Here is an 18,380-nt window from a genome sequence, read left to right on the forward strand (position 1 = left end):
ATCGATAAAAACTCATCGAAGCCATGACGCCGACGCATGCCTCCTTGCGAGGCATGCGCTCACCTTTTTCGTGCCTTCAGACGGCGCGAATCACGTGTTTGATTTCCTGGAAAGCCTGCAAGCCCCATGGCCCCAATTCGCGGCCGATGCTGCTCTGCTTGTAGCCGCCCCAAGCGGTCTGCGGGAAGATCACCTGAGGCGCGTTGATCCACACCAGCCCCGCCTGCAAAGCGTTGGCGACACGGTCAGCGGTTTCAGCGTTACGCGTGACCACACTGGCCACCAGGCCGAACTGGCTGTCATTGGCCAGGGCAATCGCTTCGGCTTCGGAGGTGAAACGGCGCACGCAGATCACCGGGCCGAAAATCTCTTCGCACCACAGCGCACTGTCCAGGGGCACATCGGTGAAAACCGTCGGCTGCAAAAAATATCCGCGCGGCAGATCCGCCGGACGATTACCGCCGCACACCAGCCTCGCACCGGCACTCAAACCGCGATCGATATGACCAAGCACGCGTTGGTATTGCGCCTGATTGACCAGCGCGCCCATCTCCACGTTCGGGTCGAACGGGTCCGCCACGCGAATCGCTTCGGCACGAGCCTTGATCCGCGTCAGGAACGCTTCAGCCAGTTCCTCGGCGACCAGTACACGGCTGGTGGCGGAGCACATCTGTCCGGCGTTGAAGAAACCGCCGCCGCACGCCACTTCCACCGCCAGGTCGAGATCGGCATCGGCCAGTACCAGCAATGAAGATTTGCCGCCCAGTTCCAGGCTCACGCCCTTCACGGTTTCTGCGGCGCGCTGCATGACCTGCACGCCTACCGCGTTGCTGCCAGTGAAGGAGATTTTGGCGATGCGCGGGTCTGCCGAGAGGGGGCCGCCCACGGCCAGGCCGGTACCGCAAACCAGGTTGAACACACCGGCAGGCACGCCGGCTTCAGCGATGATCGCGGCCAGTTCAAGCTCCGGCAGCGGCGTCACTTCCGAAGGCTTGAGCACCACGCAGCAACCCGCGGCCAACGCCGGGGCCAGCTTCCATGCGGTGGTGACCATCGGGAAATTCCACGGCACGATCAGGCCGACCACACCGCAGGGTTCACGGCGCAGGCGCGCGCTGAAATCATCGGTCGGCAATTCGACGGCGCTGTCCTGTTTGGCATCCAGGCCTTCGGCGAGACCGGCGTAATACTCGAAGGTGGCGATCACGTCATCGACGTCGATGGCCGCCTCGAACAGCGGTTTACCGTTGTTGCTCGACTGCAAATGCATCAGTTGTTCGCGCCCGGCTTGCACGCCCGCGGCGATTTTGCGCAGGATCGCGCCGCGCTCGACGCCAGTGGTTTTCGACCAGTCGATGAAGGCCTTGGTCGCCGCGCTGACGGCTTGCTCGACGGCACTTGCGTCGCCACCATTGACGGTGGTCAGCAGCGCTTCGGTTGCCGGGTTGATCACGCGCAGGTGTTCGTTGCCCGCCGACCATTGGCCGTCGATGTACAGGCCATCGAGTGTGGTTGGGAAGTTCATTTCGACACCGCCTGCATCCACTGGGTCTGATCGATTTCAATCAGGGTCGGGCCTTGGCGATCGGTGGCGGCACGCAGCGCACTACGTAATGGCTCGACACCGCTGACGGCCTCGGCAGCGCAACCCAGGGCCTTGGCCACGCCGATGAAGTCCGGGGTATAGATGTCGACACCCACCGGTTCGATGGCACGGTTGACCATGTATTTCTTGATCTCTTCGTAGCCCTGGTTATTCCACAGCAGCACGATCACTGGTGTGCGCGCTTCCACGGCGCTGGCCAGTTCCGGCAGGGTGAACTGCAGGCCACCGTCGCCGATCAGGCACACAACCGGCGGGCGGGCGCCGCTTTCAACGCTGCCACCGAGCCAGGCGCCAATCGCCGCCGGCAAGGCGTAACCGAGGGTGCCGTAGCCGGTGGACGAGTTGAACCAGCGACGCGGGCGTTCCGGGTTGAAGGTCAGGTTGCCGGTGTACACCGGCTGAGTGGAATCGCCAACGAACACGGCGTTGGGCAACTCCTGCAAAACGGTTTCGAGGAAACGCGTCTGGGCCAGGGTTGGTGCATCCCAGCTCGCGGCCAGCTCTTCACGCAAACGGGCGGCGCGAACCTGGCCCCAATCGTTACGGCGCTCGGCCAGGGATTTGTGCGACAGCGCGCTCAACAACGCTTGCGCGGCGTTGCGCGAGTCGGACACCAGCGCAACGTGCGGCGGGTAATTGCGCACGGTCTGGTCCGGGTCGATATCGATACGCAGCAGCTTGCCGGGAATCTCGAAACCGCCAGCGAAGGTCACGTCATAGTCGGTTTCCGCCAGTTCGGTGCCGATGGCCAGCACCACGTCGGCCTCGGCGACCAGCGCGCGCGTGGCGACCAGGCTATGGGTCGAGCCGATCAGCAATGGGTGCGCGGACTCAAGCATGCCTTTGGCGTTGATGGTCAGTGCCACCGGAGCGTCGAGCAACTCGGCCAGTTCAGTCAGCTCGGCAGCGGCATCGATGGCCCCGCCACCGGCGAGGATCAGTGGATGTTTGGCGCCGGCCAGCAACTCAGTCATGCGCGAAACGGCCGAAGGCGCAGCGCCGGCGCGGTCGATAGTGACCGGCAGGCTGCTGAGCAAGTCGTCGGCGTCTTCCACCAGGACGTCCAGCGGAATTTCAATGTGCACCGGGCGCGGACGGCCGGCCTGGAACAGCGAAAAAGCGCGGGCCAGTACGCCCGGCAACTCGGCCGCCGACATCAGGGTGTGGGAGAACGCCGCTACACCGGCACACAATGCACCCTGGTTCGGCAGTTCGTGCAGCTTGCCGCGACCGCCGCCCAGTTGGCTGCGCGATTGCACGCTGGAGATCACCAGCATCGGAATCGAGTCGGCGTAAGCCTGGCCCATGGCGGTGGTAATGTTGGTCATGCCTGGGCCGGTGATGATGAAGCACACACCCGGTTTGCCGCTGGTGCGGGCGTAGCCGTCGGCCATGAAACCGGCGCCCTGCTCATGACGTGGTGTGACGTGGTTGATGCTCGAACGGGCCAGCCCGCGATACAGCTCCACGGTGTGAACGCCCGGAATGCCGAACACCTGCTCGACACCATAATTCTCGAGTAACTTGACCAACACTTCGCCGCACGTCGCCATGTGAATTGCCCTTCTTGTTCGATTTGAGACGCCGGGCCTGCGCTGTGTTTATGATGGATTCGCAGGTCCAGGGATGGCCTCATTGGAACGGGCGACACATAGCCGCAACAATGGATAAAAAATCATACTAGCCATGTCCTCACGTCATACCTTGGATCTCAATGAAACGACTGCCTCCCCTGCCGGCGCTGCATACTTTTCTGATTACCGCGCAGTGCTGCAACTTCACCCGGACTGCCGAACAGCTGCACATCACCCAAGGAGCGGTAAGCCGACAGATCGCCGGGCTGGAAGATTTTCTCGGTTATGAATTGTTTATCCGCCAGGCGCGAGGCCTGAGCCTGACAGCCGAAGGAAGGGAGTGGCTGCCACGGGTGCAGCAGATTTTCGGATTGATCGACGAGGCCGTTGAGCAGATCGGCGAGAAGCGTGAAACCCTGCAACTCAAGGCGCCGACGTGCGTCATGCGCTGGTTGTTGCCGCGCCTGTTGCAATGGCAAAAGGAACGCCCGGATGTCCCCGTGGAGCTGACCACCACGATCAAGCACGGTGTGGACTTTCACCGCGAGCAATTCGATGCGGCGGTCATGTACGGCACACCACCAGACACTGCTCTGATGTCGCAGAAACTGTTCGACGAGCAACTGACACCGGTCTGTTCCAAGCCCATGCTCGAAGGGCCGATACCGCTGCAGACTCCGGCCGATTTGCAACAGCATCTGCTGCTACACCCCACACGCGATGAGCGGGACTGGAAGGCCTGGTTGAAAGCAGCGGATGTGAAACTGAGCAATGTCGGCAAGGGCCAGCACTTCGAGACCCTTGATCTGGCGATGTCGATGGCATCCCAGGGAACGGGGGTGGCGATTGGCGATTGGTCGTTGATCGGCGACGACCTGGATGCCGGACGACTGGTCATGCCATTCGAATTGAAGGTGACGACGGGACTGGCGTATTACCTGGTATTCCCGGAAAAACCAGAACCTTCACCGAAGTTGCGGGAATTGATGGGCTGGTTGGTGGAGCAGGCGCAGTCGCGATAAAACCCGAAATCCATCACTGCCCCTGTAGGAGCGAGCCGGCTCCCACAGGGTTCAGGGATTCTCACAAGGTCACAGGGGTTCATCAGTGTTCTGAATATCGGATCAAATGCACAGCCTGTCTGGCTGGCAACTCATCCGCGCTGACCTATGCTCAAGGTAATACCGCAGGGTATTCGTTCAGAGGTCAACGCCATGAACATCAAAACAAGAAGGTACCTGGCCATTTTCATCACCTGCGCGGTCACGCTCGGGTTGTATGGCGCAGCAGCCTGGCGCGTGGAGCAGTTGCGCAATCTGCCCCGTGAGTACGCCAGCTGCAATTTCGAGCGTTGCATTCCCCACAACGCGACCCTCAACGCCCTTCGATAGCCAAGGCGTCAGGCCTCGTTGTCCTGATCGGCCTTCAAGCGGTCGCGGAAGGCCTTTGGCGAGATTCCCACCCGACGCCGGAACAGGCGCGTGAAGTTGGTCGGATCTGAAAATCCCAACACGTCGGACATTTCATAGATGGTCATGCTGGTGTAGGTCAGCAAGCGCTTGGCCTCCAGCAATTGCCGCTCATGCATGATCTGCAATGCCGGCTGCCCGGCCAGCTCACGGCACGTGCCGTTGAGATGGGAAACGGAAATCCCCAGGCGATGGGCCAGGTCCTCGACCTTGACGTGCTGGCGATAGGTCTCTTCCACCAGTTGGATGTAACCGTTGAGGTACTCGCGGGCACGCTGCGGCCGTTGGCTGGCTGAATGACGCTGGATCACCTGGCGGCTGACCCACACCATGATCACACTGACCAGCGAATGCATCAGCATTTCCCGCGCCGGTTGATGGCTGGTGTACTCATTCTGCAACGCACTGAACAGACTGTTGAGGTACTCACCGTCCTGCCCCGCAGGATAGCTTTCCGCTTGGGCCAAGGCGTTCACCGAATGCCCCAGTTGCTGCTGCAAATGGGCGATCAACGGCGCGGCAAGCGTGACCACAAAGCCTTCGACATCCTCGGAAAAACGGAAGCCGTGCACCGACAGTGGTGGCAGGATCTGGATAGCCGGTTCGCTCAGTTGAGTACGTTTACCTTCGATTTCAAGCTCTGCCTGACCTTTGAATACGAAGAGCAACTGGCATAAATCGGCATGGCGATGCGGTTTGATTTCCCATTGATGTTCGCGGCTGCGTTTGGAAATAGTCTCACAGTGCAGCAAGTCGGGGGTCGGCCAATCCAGGCTTTCACCGTAGAGCTTGAACACTGGAATCGAAGGCAGGTCAGGCTTGTTCATCACTTCAATCCAGGCCTCGGAATAGATGACGGGCGATAATCGCACCGATTGGCAAAATGAACAGGTATCAGCTCAGTTTTCACCTTCAATTGACAGACCCGCGAGAGAAAAATGCAAGCACTCGATCCATAAAATCATTCAGCGGCTCTGGCCGCGTGAAGCTTGCGAGTCATAAAAACAATGAAAACGCTGAAAACCCAAGTTGCCATTATTGGTGCTGGCCCTTCCGGTCTGCTACTCGGCCAGTTGCTGCACAACGCCGGAATCGACACCCTTATCCTCGAACGTCAGACCCCGGACTATGTCCTCGGTCGCATCCGTGCCGGAGTCCTCGAACAAGGCATGGTAGAGCTGTTGCGCCAGGCCGGTGTGAGCAAGCGCATGGACGCCGAGGGGTTGGTCCATGGCGGCTTCGAACTGGCCCTCGATGGGCGTCAGGTGCACATTGACCTGCAGGCCCTCACCGGTGGTAAAACCGTAATGATCTACGGCCAGACCGAGGTTACACGTGACCTGATGGCCGCTCGTCAGGTCGCGGGGGCGCAGACAATTTATGAAGCGAGCAATGTCGTTCCCCACGGCATGAAAACCGATGAGCCCTTCATCACTTTTGAAAAGAATGGCGAAACCTATCGCCTCGATTGCGCGTATATCGCCGGCTGCGATGGCTTCCATGGTGTCGCCCGTCAATCGATTCCCAGCGATAGCCTGAAAGTCTTCGAGCGGGTCTATCCGTTCGGTTGGCTGGGAATACTGGCCGACACCCCGCCAGTACACGAAGAACTGGTCTACGCCCGCCACGAACGTGGTTTTGCCCTGTGCAGCATGCGTTCGGCCACGCGCACTCGTTATTACCTGCAAGTCCCGGCAGATGAACAGGTCGAGAACTGGTCCGATCAACGCTTCTGGGACGAACTCAAAACCCGTCTGCCGCAGACCTTGGCGCAGAAGCTGGTGACCGGTCCGTCCATCGAAAAAAGCATCGCGCCGCTGCGCAGCTTCGTGGTCGAACCCATGCAGTACGGCCGGATGTTTTTGGTCGGCGATGCCGCGCACATCGTCCCCCCCACCGGTGCCAAAGGTTTGAATCTGGCGGCCAGTGACGTCAGTACGTTGTTCAATATCCTGCTCAAGGTTTATCGCGAAGATCGCCTCGACTTGCTCGAGAAATACTCGCAAATCTGCCTGCGTCGGGTGTGGAAAGCCGAGCGGTTTTCCTGGTGGATGACCTCGATGCTGCACCGTTTCGACGATCACGATGCATTCAGCCAGCGCATCGCCGAGTCGGAGCTGGATTACTTCGTCGATTCCGAGGCCGGGCGAAAAACCATTGCAGAAAACTATGTCGGGCTTCCCTACGAGGCTATCGAATAGGCTGCTATCGATTTAAACTGGCGAGCACTCACCCGCTCGCCATGCCTCTGCGGGTCAATCACTGCCCGCAGGTTTTCCCGTGACCCATCTCAACCAGCCTGAAATGCCCAAACCGGCGATCCGCAGTGTGCTGATCGCCCTGATGCTGGCAATTTTTCTGGGGGCGCTGGACCAGACCATCGTTGCGGTATCGATGCCGGCCATTTCCGCGCAATTCAAGGATGTCAGCCTGCTGGCGTGGGTGATTTCCGGCTATATGGTGGCGATGACCGTGGCGGTGCCGATCTACGGCAAACTCGGGGATCTGTACGGGCGGCGCAAGTTGATGCTGTTCGGCATGGGCCTGTTCACCCTGGCATCATTGTTTTGCGGCATGGCCCAGAGCATGGAGCAACTGGTGTTGGCGCGGATTTTCCAGGGCATCGGCGCCGGCGGAATGATCTCGGTGAGCCAGGCGATCATCGGCGACATCGTGCCACCGCGCGAACGCGGTCGCTATCAGGGTTACTTCAGCAGCATGTATGCGGTGGCCAGCGTCGCCGGCCCCGTGCTCGGCGGCTACATGACGGAGTATTTGTCCTGGCGCTGGGTGTTCCTGATCAACCTGCCATTGGGCCTCGGTGCGTGGCTGGTGGCCAATCGCACACTGCTCGGCCTGCCGATTCCGCAACGCAAACCCATCATCGATTACCTCGGTACTGTGCTGATGATCATTGGCCTGACGGCGTTATTACTGGGGATCACCCAGGTCGGCCAGGGCCATTCATGGCGTAGCGCCGAGGTGTTGGGGTTACTGGCTTGCTCAGTGCTGGTGCTGGGGTTGTTTGTGATGCATGAACGACGGGCACGGGAGCCGCTATTGCCCATGCATTTGTTCGCCAACCGCAATGCGGTTCTGTGTTGGTGCACGATTTTCTTCACCAGTTTCCAGGCGATCTCGTTGATCGTGCTGATGCCGCTGCGTTTCCAGAGCGTCACCGGTGCCGGCGCAGACAGCGCCGCGCTGCACCTGCTGCCGCTGGCGATGGGCTTGCCGATTGGTGCCTATTTCGCCGGTCGCAGGACCTCAATCACGGGCCGCTATAAACCCATGATCCTCGCTGGCGCCGTGCTGATGCCGATTTCGATTCTGGGCATGGCCTTCAGTCCGCCTCAAGCGTTCGTGCTGAGCAGCCTGTGCATGCTGTTCAGCGGGATCGCCTCGGGCATGCAGTTTCCGACTTCGCTGGTGGGCACCCAAAACTCGGTGGAACAACGGGACATCGGCGTAGCGACCAGCACCACCAACCTGTTTCGCTCGCTTGGGGGCGCGGTGGGCGTGGCCATGATGTCGGCACTGCTGCTGGCGCTGCTGCAGGATTCAAGCTTCGCGCACCTGGCCGGGTCGGCGCTGATTGCCGAAGGGCATTCCGGCAACGTACTGCTGGACGGTCTGAACGCGGCGCCGGGGGATGCGCAGGACGCATTGCGTGCCGAACTGCTGTTGACCTTCCGCCACTTGCTGATGGTCAGCGCTGCCGTGTCGCTGCTGGGGTTGGCAGCGGCAATCGCCATGCCGAACAAGTTGTTGCGGGGCAGGGAAGACAAGGTTCGTTAAATGCCTGTAGGAGCGAGCCTGCTCGCGAAAAAAGCCAAGAACGCCGCAGGGCATCCGGGTTCGCGCGATATCGTTCACCACCTTCACGAGCAAGCTCGCTCCTACATACACATCATGGGCTGTAATACCCGACAGCCACCAGAAAATGTCCGACCTTCTTCAGGTAGGCGTGCTTGTCCTCGATCTTGCCAGTCACCGGGTTTTTCCAGCGATATTCGTATTCGCCATAATCCTGCTTGGCCATGAGCGCCAGGATCGGTTCTCCCACGGGTTTGCCTTCAGGGTCCTTGATTTTGCTGAAATCGGTGTTGATCAAGCGCAGGTTGGTGCCGTGGGCGACATAACGCTGGGTATCCAGATCGACGACGAACACATACAGGTCATCCTGCAGGTATCCGCCCTTGAGGGAATTGATCGCCGTCAGTGTGCCCTTCTCGTCCTTGGCCAGGTCGGTTGCCGCTTTGTTCAGCAAGGCCATGGCCTGTTCCGCTGACGCCCGTGGCAGGTAGTAACCCACCGCGAGAATCCGCTGGCCGACTCGCTGGTAATACACGTGTTTGCGCTCGACCTTGCCGTCGGCCCAGTTCTGCCAACGATATTCCGCCTGTTGAATACCATTGCCTTCCGGCACCTTGAGGGCTTCCTTGAAGGCTGTCTGCAACTCCGGCCCAAGCGTTTCCGAGACATCGCGGCCAATCAGGGCCGAAGACGGACCGCCGCTGGCGAGCATCACGCCTTTGGTGTCCAGGACGAACACATAACGGTCTTTATCGACGAACTCACCTTGACGGCTGAACGCCGCAAAGGCCTTGTCACCGTTCTCGTGGTAATAGGCCAAGGCTTTTTCCAGCAAGGCGATGGCGGCCTTGCTGTCGTCCTTTTCTGTTCCGGCCGCTTGCGCCTGAGCCAGGCCCAGCACAAACATGAAGCACAGCACGGCGAACCTTTGCACAAACCCCATTGCGCATCCCTCGTTCCTGTTGATGTTTCAAGAGCGTAGACGGCTATCGGGCATGTATGGATATTCAGCGGACCGCAGTGTGTAAGGAAATCATTCCCGGTCTGCCCGGGAACGGTTCATGGCTTATTGTCGGGCGCGCAATTGCTGTTGCAGGTTCTGGATCTGCGCTTGCAGTGTGTTGATGTTGCGGGTGACCTGGGTGCGGAAAGCATCGAATTCCGCTGTATTGGTCGAGCCTTGCGCCGGGCGGTTGTCCTGCTGACTCTTGAGCACGATGATGTCCTGTTCCAGGCTCTCGATGGCGGCGTTCGGGTTGCCTTGCTTTTTCAATGCAGTGATATCGGCGCCGATACTTTTCAGCTGGGCTTCGAATTGCCCCGTGTCAGCCGTGGCGCTCTTCAGCGCGGCCACGTCGCCGATCAAGACTTTGACCTGGGCTTGCAATTGCGTGTTGACGGTCTGGTGCTCAGCGCTTTGGGTGGTGATCTGCGCCAGACGCTTGTCCAGATCGCTGGTTTGCGCGGTCATCTGCGCCAGACGCTTGTCCAGGTCCGAGGTTTGACCGACCACGCCTTGTTGCTGCTTGCTCTGATCCTGCAACTTGCTCTCCAGCTGCTTGATTTGCAGCTTCAAGGCTTCGCTGTCGGAGGTGACGTTGGTCTGACTGGCGACCACTTTGCCGGAAATGTCCTGCAGGCGCCCTGCCGCTTCCTCACTGATGCGCGCGAAACTTTCCTGGGTGGCCACCAGTTGCTGCTCCATCAGCGAAATCTGCTGGAAGCTCCACCAGGCCAGGCCCGCGAAGGCAAAGAACAAGGCGCCCACCAGTGCCCACAACGGGCCGGTACTTGCTGCCTTGACCTTGACCACGGGCGGTGTGCGCGAATGTACCGAGGTGCGGGGGGTGGCTGGAAAATCATCGTCATCGAGGACGCCTGCACGCAGGCTCGGTACATCATCGAAGTCGTCGTTGGCATCGTTACGCATGGACATTGAGTCAACCTTTGTGAAACGCAATGGCGTGGATGCGGCGAGTATAACCCCCACTGCCGCACCGATTGACCCTCAACACCGTAGCGGGTTCAGTGTGTGCGGATGTCCTGGGCTTTCCACCAGCCGCAGAATTCATCAAGGGCAGTCCACAGGCTGACCTTCGGGTCGTAATCCAGATAATGCCGGGCGCGACTGATGTCCAGGGTGAAATTTTTCTTCATCACTTGCATGCCCAGCCGCGACAAGGTCGGCTCGGGGCGGCCTGGCCATAACTTGCATACGCCTTCGTTCAGCGCCGCAACGCTGTAGGCCAAACCGTAGGAACGGTAGCGCGTAACCTGTGGGACTTCCATTTTGCGCATGACGTAATTGACCACATCCCACAGGGGCACCGGCGCGCCGTTGCTGATGTTGTAGACCTTGCCCAGGGCCGAGCCCCCGGCCAGCAAACTGCTGAGCAACGCTTCGTTGAGGTTTTGCACACTGGTGAAGTCAGCCACGTTCAGACCGTTGCCAATAATCGCCAGACGTCCCTTGCGCTGCATTTTCAACAGGCGCGGAAAGATGCTCATGTCACCGGCACCGGTGACGAAACGCGGGCGCAGCGCCACGGTTTCGAGGCCGAATTCCTGGGCGCCGAACACCTTTTGCTCAGCCAGGTATTTGGTGGCGGCATACGGATGTTTGAAGCGTTTGGGCACTTGTTCTTCGGTCAAACCCAAATGATCGCGACCATCGAAGTAGATCGATGGCGACGACAAGTGCACCAGGCGTCTTACCCGTTGTTTAAGGCAGGCCTCGACCACATTTTCGGTAACCTGGACATTGCCTTGGTGAAAGTCCTGATAACGTCCCCACACACCGACGGCGCCGGCGCAATGCACCACGGCTTCAACGTCGGCGCACAGCTCCCGGGTCAATTGCGGATCGCCGAGATCACCCTGGATGAACTCGGCGCCACGGTGCACCAGATGCTCCACACCCTCGGCCCGGCGACCGTTGACCCGCACGTCCAGGCCCTGCTCCAGGGCGAAACGCGCAAAGCGCCCGCCAATGAAGCCGCTTGCGCCGGTGACCAGAATCTTCATGTATTGCTCCGAATATTTCGTTTTGCGTATTGCGTGAAGTCTTGACGTTGAACGTCAGTCCAACGGCACCAACCATTGCCTGGATGCCAGCACCAACTGATCGGTCAGCAATCCCAGCAACTGACCACCATTACGCCAATGATGCCAGTACAACGGCACATCGATCGGCTTATCTGGCAAAAGCTCCCGTAAAACACCGCGCTCCAGTTGTTCGCGGACCTGCAGTTCCGGCACCAGCCCCCAGCCGAGTCCGGCTTCGGTCAGACGGATAAAGCCTTCAGATGACGGGCATAAATGGTGTTCGAAGCCGCCATCGACGCCGAGGGATGCCAGATATCGATGCTGCAGAAAGTCGTCAGGGCCGAAAACCAGGGCCGGGGTCCGCGCCAACTGGTCGGCGCGTACACCTTGCGGGAAATGTCGGGCAATGAACGCCGGGCTGGCCAGGGCGCGATAACGCATCGCCCCGAGCAAAACACTGCGCGCACCGGCCACCGGTCGCTCACTGGCACACAGACACCCCGCCACTTCGCCGGCACGCATCCGTTTGAGGCCGACGGTCTGGTCTTCAACGATCAGGTCCAGCAACACATGTTGTTGCGCGCAGAAATCCCCTACCGCCTGCGCCCACCAGGTGGCCAGACTGTCGGCATTCAAGGCAATGCGCAAACGCTCCGGCAAACCTTCTTCATCCAATGCCGGTACCAGGCTTTGCAGATCCCGTTCAAGCAGACGTACCTGCTGCACATGGTTGAGCAAGCGCCGCCCGATCTCGGTCGGGGATGGCGGCGTAGCCCGAACCAGTACCGGTTGACCTACTCGTGCTTCGAGCAATTTGATGCGCTGGGAAATGGCCGATTGCGACAACCCCAACACTTGCGCAGCCCGTTCAAAACCGGCCTGCTCGACCACCGCCGCCAAAGCGGACAGCAATTTGTAGTCGAACATCAGTTCTCCTAATGAGCGATCAGCAATATTGGTTTTTCTTATACAGCGTCGTGCCCGAGAATGACCAGCAAGAACTGATGAACAGGAAATACCGACATGGCTGGCGAAACTTCATTGGCAACGTTACTGCGCAGCATGAGTCCGCAATTAAACGCCGGCGAATACGTGTTCTGCACCCTGCCCGACGGGCAGTTGCCGACGGGGTTGGACATCATTGGCAGCTTCCGTGAACAGGAAGGCCTGACAGTCATTGTCGAACGTAGCCACGCCGAGCAGACCGGTTTGCGCTTCGACTACGTCGCGGCCTGGATCACCCTGAACGTGCACTCGGCCCTGGAAGCCGTCGGCCTGACAGCCGCATTCGCCACAGCGTTGGGCAAGGCCGGGATCAGCTGCAACGTAATCGCCGGTTACTACCACGACCACTTGTTCGTCGGCCAGGCCGACGCTGAACGCGCGCTGGAAGTGCTGCGCAATCTGGCTGCCAACGGGGAGTAAGCAATCATGTGGCAAAGCTATATGAACGGTCTGTTGGTAGCGTTCGGCCTGATCATGGCGATCGGCACGCAGAATGCGTTTGTGCTGGCGCAAAGTTTGCGCAGGGAACATCACCTTCCGGTCGCGGCCCTGTGCGTGGCCTGCGACGCGCTACTGGTGGCGGCCGGGGTGTTCGGACTGGCGACAGTTCTGGCACAAAATCCGACATTGCTGGCGATTGCCCGTTGGGGCGGCGCGGTGTTTTTGCTGTGGTATGGCAGTCAGGCACTGCGCCGTGCCTTTTCGAAGCAGAGCCTGCAACAGGGTGAAAACCAGACTGTTCGCTCACTGCGCGCGGTGATGCTCAGCGCTCTGGCGGTGACGTTGCTCAACCCGCATGTGTATCTGGACACCGTTTTACTGATCGGCTCCCTCGGTGCACAACAAACCGAGCCTGGTGCTTATGTGGTGGGGGCCGCGAGTGCGTCGCTGCTGTGGTTTTTCACCTTGGCACTGGGCGCCGCCTGGCTCGCTCCATGGCTGGCCAGACCGAGCACCTGGCGAATCCTCGATCTGTTGGTGGCCGTGATGATGTTTGCAGTAGCGCTGCAATTGATCATGGCCGGCTGATTTATTCCAAACAGCTCTGGAACCTCTATTCCACACAGTTGTTGCGTGGTTATGCCGCACCCCCGGTGCTATGATCCCGACCCTGCGCCGCAAAGAGTGTAAAACTCCCCGGCGCTTGTCTGGCCGCCCGTGATCGGCCTTGCGCTCACCGCACCTGACCTGATTAGGAGATCCACCATGGCTTTCGAATTGCCGCCACTGCCTTACGCACACGATGCACTGCAGCCGCACATTTCCAAGGAAACTCTGGAATATCACCACGACAAGCACCACAACACCTACGTCGTGAACCTGAACAACCTGGTGCCAGGCACCGAGTTCGAAGGCAAGACCCTGGAAGAAATCGTCAAGACTTCTTCGGGCGGCATCTTCAACAACGCCGCTCAGGTCTGGAACCACACTTTCTACTGGAACTGCCTGGCGCCAAACGCTGGCGGTCAACCAACCGGCGCACTGGCTGACGCAATCAACGCGGCTTTCGGTTCGTTCGACAAGTTCAAGGAAGAGTTCAGCAAGACGTCCATCGGCACCTTCGGTTCCGGCTGGGGCTGGCTGGTGAAAAAGGCTGACGGTTCCCTGGCCCTGGCCAGCACCATCGGCGCCGGCAACCCGCTGACCAGCGGCGACACACCGCTGCTGACCTGCGACGTCTGGGAACACGCTTACTACATCGACTACCGCAACCTGCGTCCGAAGTACGTTGAAGCGTTCTGGAACCTGGTCAACTGGAAATTCGTGGCTGAGCAGTTCGAAGGCAAAACCTTCACCGCTTAAGCTCGATGCCAGACAAAAAAACCCGGCTTTTTAGCCGGGTTTTTTTATGGGGTACATCTGCTGGAGATTGGTTGGCTGGCAGGGCGCCATCGCTGGCAAGCCAGCTCCCACAGGTTGCGTGGCGTATGCAGGCTCGCTCCTACAGGGATCGGAGTTTTCCCACGAAGAAACCCGCTATCACCCCCTTGCCCCAAAGCCACACCGGTCTAACATCAATGAAAGGAAAAAATCCCCACTTTCCCTCAAGTTGAAGGACCCAACTACCGACACAGTACCCATCGGATCAATAATCCAGGCACAGCAAATCGGCCAAGCTGCAGGCAAAATCCCTCACGGATGATTGTCCCTTTGACTGCCATCACGAGATTGCCAATACTCATGGCAACTTGATGCTACCCGCACGGAACAAGGAATAACCCTTTGAAGCTGGAACTCAAGAACAGCTTGTCGGTGAAGTTGCTCCGGGTCGTGCTCCTGTCGGCATTGATCGTCGGTGTGGTCTTGAGCTGCGCGCAGATTGTTTTCGATGCCTATAAGACCCGCCAGGCCGTTGCCGGGGATGCCCAACGCATTCTCGACATGTTCCGCGACCCTTCGACCCAGGCCGTCTATAGCCTGGACCGGGAAATGGGCATGCAGGTGATCGAAGGCCTGTTTCAGGACGATGCCGTTCGCCAGGCTTCCATCGGTCATCCCAACGAAGCCATGCTCGCGCAAAAATCACGCGAATTGCAGCATTCCAACAGCCGCTGGCTGACCGACGTGATCCTCGGCAAGGAACGCACCTTCACCACTCAATTGGTCGGTCGTGGTCCTTACAGTGAGTATTACGGCGACCTGAGCATCACCCTCGACACGGCCACCTATGGCCAGGGTTTTATCGTCAGTTCGGTGATCATTTTCATTTCCGGTGTACTGCGTGCCCTGGCGATGGGGCTGGTGCTGTACCTGGTTTATCACTGGCTGCTGACCAAGCCTTTGTCGCGGATCATCGAGCATTTGACCGAAATCAATCCCGATCGCCCCAGCGAACACAAGATTCCGCAGCTCAAGGGCCATGAAAAAAACGAGCTAGGCATCTGGATCAACACCGCCAACCAGTTGCTGGAGTCCATCGAGCGCAACACCCATCTGCGCCACGAAGCGGAAAACAGCCTGCTGCGCATGGCCCAGTATGACTTCCTCACCGGCCTGCCGAACCGTCAGCAGCTGCAAACGCAACTGGACAAGATCCTCGTCGACGCTGGCAAGCTTCAACGCCGGGTCGCGGTGCTGTGTGTCGGGCTGGACGATTTCAAAGGTATCAACGAACAATTCAGCTACCAGACCGGCGACCAGTTACTGCTGGCCCTGGCCGATCGCCTGCGCGCGCACAGTGGACGCCTCGGCGCCCTCGCCCGTCTCGGGGGCGACCAGTTCGCCCTGGTGCAGGCCGATATCGAACAACCCTACGAAGCCGCCGAGCTGGCCCAAAGCATTCTCGATGACCTGGAAGCGGCGTTTGCCCTCGATCATCAGGAAATTCGCCTGCGCGCCACCATCGGCATCACGCTATTCCCCGAGGACGGCGACAGCACCGAGAAGCTGCTGCAAAAAGCCGAGCAGACCATGACCCTGGCCAAGACCCGCTCGCGCAATCGTTACCAGTTTTATATCGCCAGCGTTGACACCGAGATGCGCCGCCGTCGCGAGTTGGAAAAAGACCTGCGCGATGCTTTGGCCCGCGAACAGTTCTACCTGGTCTATCAGCCGCAAATCAGCTATCGGGATCATCGCGTGGTGGGCGTCGAAGCGCTGATTCGCTGGCAGCACCCGGAACATGGACTGGTGCCGCCGGACCTGTTCATCCCGCTGGCCGAGCAGAACGGCACCATCATCGCCATCGGCGAATGGGTTCTGGACCAGGCTTGCAAGCAGCTTCGCGACTGGCACGATCAGGGCTTCAGCGACCTGCGCATGGCCGTGAACCTGTCCACCGTGCAGTTGCACCACGCCGAGCTGCCAAGGGTGGTGAACAATCTGCTGCAGATGTACCGCCTGCCGCCGCGCAGCCTGGAACTGGAAGTCACCGAAACCGGCCTGATGGAAGACATCAGCACCGCCGCTCAGCACCTGCTCAGCCTGCGGCGCTCCGGGGCACTGATTGCGATTGACGACTTCGGCACGGGCTACTCGTCACTGAGCTATCTGAAAAGCCTGCCGCTGGACAAAATCAAGATCGACAAGAGTTTCGTCCAGGACCTGCTCGATGACGACGATGACGCGACGATCGTTCGCGCGATCATCCAGCTGGGCAAGAGCCTGGGCATGCAAGTCATCGCCGAAGGCGTGGAAACGGCCGAGCAGGAGGCCTACATCATTTCCGAAGGTTGTCACGAAGGTCAGGGCTATCACTACAGCAAACCCCTGCCGGCACGGGAATTGGGTGCGTACCTGAAGCAGGCTCAGCGCAGTAACGCCGCAATCCTCTGAACCTGTGGCGAGGGAGCTTGCTCTCGCTGGCGGCCGGCATTCAGTCATGTGAATAAGAAATATTTCCAAGCACAACCCTTTACACATAATGCGAAAGATTTGCATTATGTCGCAGTTTTGCGCTCTCACAGCGCCTTATCACCTCCCTCTCGAAGCAGGATGTTCGCCATGATTCGTATGCCTCTGGCTACCGCCAGTCTGTTGGCCATCGCAATTTCCCTCGCCGGTTGCGGTGAAGGCAAGGACAAAGAAAAAGCTGTCGCACCTGCGCCGGCTGCCAGCACTGCTGCTACCCCGGCTGCTCCAGCCGCTGCGCCTGCCGCTGCCGGTAAAGTCGACGAAGCGGCCGCCAAAGCCGTTGTCGCGCACTACGCCGACATCGTTTTCGCCGTTTACAGCGATGCCGAATCCACCGCGAAAACCCTGCAAACCGCCATCGACGCGTTCCTCGCCAAGCCGAACGCCGACACCCTGAAAGCCGCCAAGGCCGCCTGGATCGCAGCTCGCGTTCCTTACCTGCAGAGCGAAGTGTTCCGTTTCGGCAACACCATCATCGACGACTGGGAAGGTCAGGTGAATGCCTGGCCACTGGACGAAGGCCTGATCGACTACGTCGACAAATCCTACGAGCACGCACTGGGTAACCCGGGCGCCACTGCCAACATCATCGCCAACACCCAGGTTCAGGTCGGCGAAGACAAGATCGACGTCAAAGACATCACCCCGGAAAAACTGGCCAGCCTGAACGAGCTGGGCGGTTCCGAGGCCAACGTCGCCACCGGTTACCACGCCATCGAATTCCTGCTCTGGGGCCAGGACCTGAACGGCACCGGCCCTGGTGCCGGCAACCGTCCGGCTTCCGACTATCTGGAAGGCAAAGGCGCAACCGGCGGTCACAACGAGCGCCGCCGCGCGTACCTGAAGGCAGTGACCCAGCTGCTGGTCAGCGACCTCGAAGAAATGGTCGGCAACTGGAAGCCGAACGTGGCCGACAACTACCGCGCCACCCTGGAAGCCGAACCGGCTGAAACCGGCCTGCGCAAAATGCTGTTCGGCATGGGCAGCCTGTCCCTCGGCGAACTGGCGGGCGAGCGCATGAAGGTGTCCCTGGAAGCCAACTCTCCGGAAGACGAACACGACTGCTTCAGCGACAACACCCACAATTCGCAGTTCTACGATGCCAAGGGCATTCGGAACGTGTACCTGGGCGAATACACCCGCGTCGATGGCACCAAAATGACCGGCGCCAGCCTGTCGTCGCTGGTGGCCAAGGCAGACCCGGCTGCCGACACCGCGTTGAAAGCCGACCTGGCCGCTACCGAAGCCAAGATGCAGGTCATCGTTGACCACGCCAACAAGGGTGAGCACTACGACCAGTTGATCGCTGCCGGCAACGCCGCGGGCAACCAGATCGTTCGCGACGCCATCGCTTCGCTGGTCAAGCAGACCGGTTCGATCGAAGCGGCTGCTGGCAAGCTGGGTATCAGCGACCTGAACCCGGACAACGCTGATCACGAATTCTGATCAACGCTGGCTGAATAAAAAGGCGACCTTCGGGTCGCCTTTTTCATACCTGTTTTTTGAGTGCCG

16 protein-coding genes are annotated in these 18,380 nt (G+C 59.6%); 9 read left to right on the forward strand and 7 right to left on the reverse strand.

Annotated features, from left to right (window positions below; genetic code table 11):
* Positions 1-76: 76 nt before the first annotated feature.
* Positions 77-1,525, reverse strand: coding sequence for an aldehyde dehydrogenase family protein (locus ASD60_RS03795; RefSeq protein WP_056852709.1), 1,449 nt, complete (start codon positions 1,523-1,525; stop codon positions 77-79).
* Positions 1,522-3,159 carry a 5-guanidino-2-oxopentanoate decarboxylase gene (locus tag ASD60_RS03800; RefSeq protein WP_056852710.1) on the reverse strand — a complete coding sequence of 546 codons (1,638 nt, stop codon included), beginning with the start codon at positions 3,157-3,159 and terminating at the stop codon, positions 1,522-1,524. Before ASD60_RS03800 ends, ASD60_RS03795 begins: the two co-directional genes overlap by 4 nt.
* Before the next feature lie 161 nt (positions 3,160-3,320).
* Here ASD60_RS03800 and ASD60_RS03805 point away from each other — a divergent pair, with 161 nt between their 5' ends.
* Positions 3,321-4,202, forward strand: coding sequence for a LysR substrate-binding domain-containing protein (locus tag ASD60_RS03805; RefSeq protein WP_056852711.1), 882 nt, complete (start codon positions 3,321-3,323; stop codon positions 4,200-4,202).
* Positions 4,203-4,394: 192 nt separating this feature from the next.
* The gene (locus ASD60_RS29125; protein WP_162837843.1) at positions 4,395-4,571 is read left to right on the forward strand and encodes a hypothetical protein; all 177 of its coding nucleotides are present in this window, start codon (positions 4,395-4,397) and stop codon (positions 4,569-4,571) included.
* A gap of 8 nt (positions 4,572-4,579) precedes the next feature.
* Here the strand turns inward: ASD60_RS29125 and ASD60_RS03815 are convergent, their stop codons facing one another.
* The gene (locus tag ASD60_RS03815) at positions 4,580-5,476 is read right to left on the reverse strand and encodes a helix-turn-helix domain-containing protein (RefSeq protein ID WP_056852713.1); all 897 of its coding nucleotides are present in this window, start codon (positions 5,474-5,476) and stop codon (positions 4,580-4,582) included.
* A 180-nt stretch (positions 5,477-5,656) separates the two neighbouring features.
* Between ASD60_RS03815 and pobA the strand changes: the two genes are divergently transcribed.
* Together pobA and ASD60_RS03825 are read left to right on the forward strand one after the other, a co-directional pair.
* Positions 5,657-6,850: a 4-hydroxybenzoate 3-monooxygenase gene (gene pobA, locus ASD60_RS03820; protein WP_056852714.1), complete on the forward strand. Its 1,194-nt coding sequence runs from the start codon at positions 5,657-5,659 to the stop codon at positions 6,848-6,850.
* A gap of 79 nt (positions 6,851-6,929) precedes the next feature.
* A complete protein-coding gene (locus ASD60_RS03825) occupies positions 6,930-8,447 on the forward strand; it encodes an MDR family MFS transporter (protein WP_056852715.1) in 1,518 nt (505 codons plus the stop codon).
* 112 nt (positions 8,448-8,559) lie between these two features.
* Here ASD60_RS03825 and ASD60_RS03830 read toward each other — a convergent pair whose 3' ends face one another.
* The 4 genes from ASD60_RS03830 to ASD60_RS03845 form a co-directional block, all read right to left on the reverse strand.
* Complete coding sequence (locus tag ASD60_RS03830) at positions 8,560-9,408, reverse strand: cache domain-containing protein (protein ID WP_056852716.1); 849 nt, start codon at positions 9,406-9,408, stop codon at positions 8,560-8,562.
* A 123-nt stretch (positions 9,409-9,531) separates the two neighbouring features.
* Positions 9,532-10,401 carry a hypothetical protein gene (locus tag ASD60_RS03835; RefSeq protein WP_056852717.1) on the reverse strand — a complete coding sequence of 290 codons (870 nt, stop codon included), beginning with the start codon at positions 10,399-10,401 and terminating at the stop codon, positions 9,532-9,534.
* An 89-nt stretch (positions 10,402-10,490) separates the two neighbouring features.
* Positions 10,491-11,489 (reverse strand): NAD-dependent epimerase/dehydratase family protein, encoded by a 999-nt coding sequence (locus tag ASD60_RS03840; protein ID WP_056852718.1) that lies wholly within the window; start codon positions 11,487-11,489, stop codon positions 10,491-10,493.
* Positions 11,490-11,543: 54 nt separating this feature from the next.
* Positions 11,544-12,437 (reverse strand): LysR family transcriptional regulator ArgP, encoded by an 894-nt coding sequence (locus ASD60_RS03845; RefSeq protein ID WP_056852719.1) that lies wholly within the window; start codon positions 12,435-12,437, stop codon positions 11,544-11,546.
* A gap of 96 nt (positions 12,438-12,533) precedes the next feature.
* Between ASD60_RS03845 and ASD60_RS03850 the strand changes: the two genes are divergently transcribed.
* The 5 genes from ASD60_RS03850 to ASD60_RS03870 all read left to right on the forward strand — a co-directional run bounded on the left by ASD60_RS03850 (position 12,534) and on the right by ASD60_RS03870 (position 18,314).
* Positions 12,534-12,935: an ACT domain-containing protein gene (locus ASD60_RS03850; RefSeq protein WP_056852720.1), complete on the forward strand. Its 402-nt coding sequence runs from the start codon at positions 12,534-12,536 to the stop codon at positions 12,933-12,935.
* A 6-nt stretch (positions 12,936-12,941) separates the two neighbouring features.
* Positions 12,942-13,544 carry a LysE/ArgO family amino acid transporter gene (locus ASD60_RS03855; RefSeq protein WP_056852721.1) on the forward strand — a complete coding sequence of 201 codons (603 nt, stop codon included), beginning with the start codon at positions 12,942-12,944 and terminating at the stop codon, positions 13,542-13,544.
* A gap of 177 nt (positions 13,545-13,721) precedes the next feature.
* Positions 13,722-14,318: a superoxide dismutase gene (locus ASD60_RS03860; RefSeq protein ID WP_056852722.1), complete on the forward strand. Its 597-nt coding sequence runs from the start codon at positions 13,722-13,724 to the stop codon at positions 14,316-14,318.
* Between the two features lie 420 nt (positions 14,319-14,738).
* Positions 14,739-16,790 (forward strand): putative bifunctional diguanylate cyclase/phosphodiesterase, encoded by a 2,052-nt coding sequence (locus tag ASD60_RS03865; RefSeq protein ID WP_056852723.1) that lies wholly within the window; start codon positions 14,739-14,741, stop codon positions 16,788-16,790.
* 168 nt (positions 16,791-16,958) lie between these two features.
* The gene (locus tag ASD60_RS03870; protein ID WP_056852724.1) at positions 16,959-18,314 is read left to right on the forward strand and encodes an imelysin family protein; all 1,356 of its coding nucleotides are present in this window, start codon (positions 16,959-16,961) and stop codon (positions 18,312-18,314) included.
* The last annotated feature ends 66 nt before the right edge of the window (positions 18,315-18,380 follow it).

Source organism: Pseudomonas sp. Root562 (assembly GCF_001427125.1).
Taxonomy (GTDB): Bacteria; Pseudomonadota; Gammaproteobacteria; order Pseudomonadales; family Pseudomonadaceae; genus Aquipseudomonas.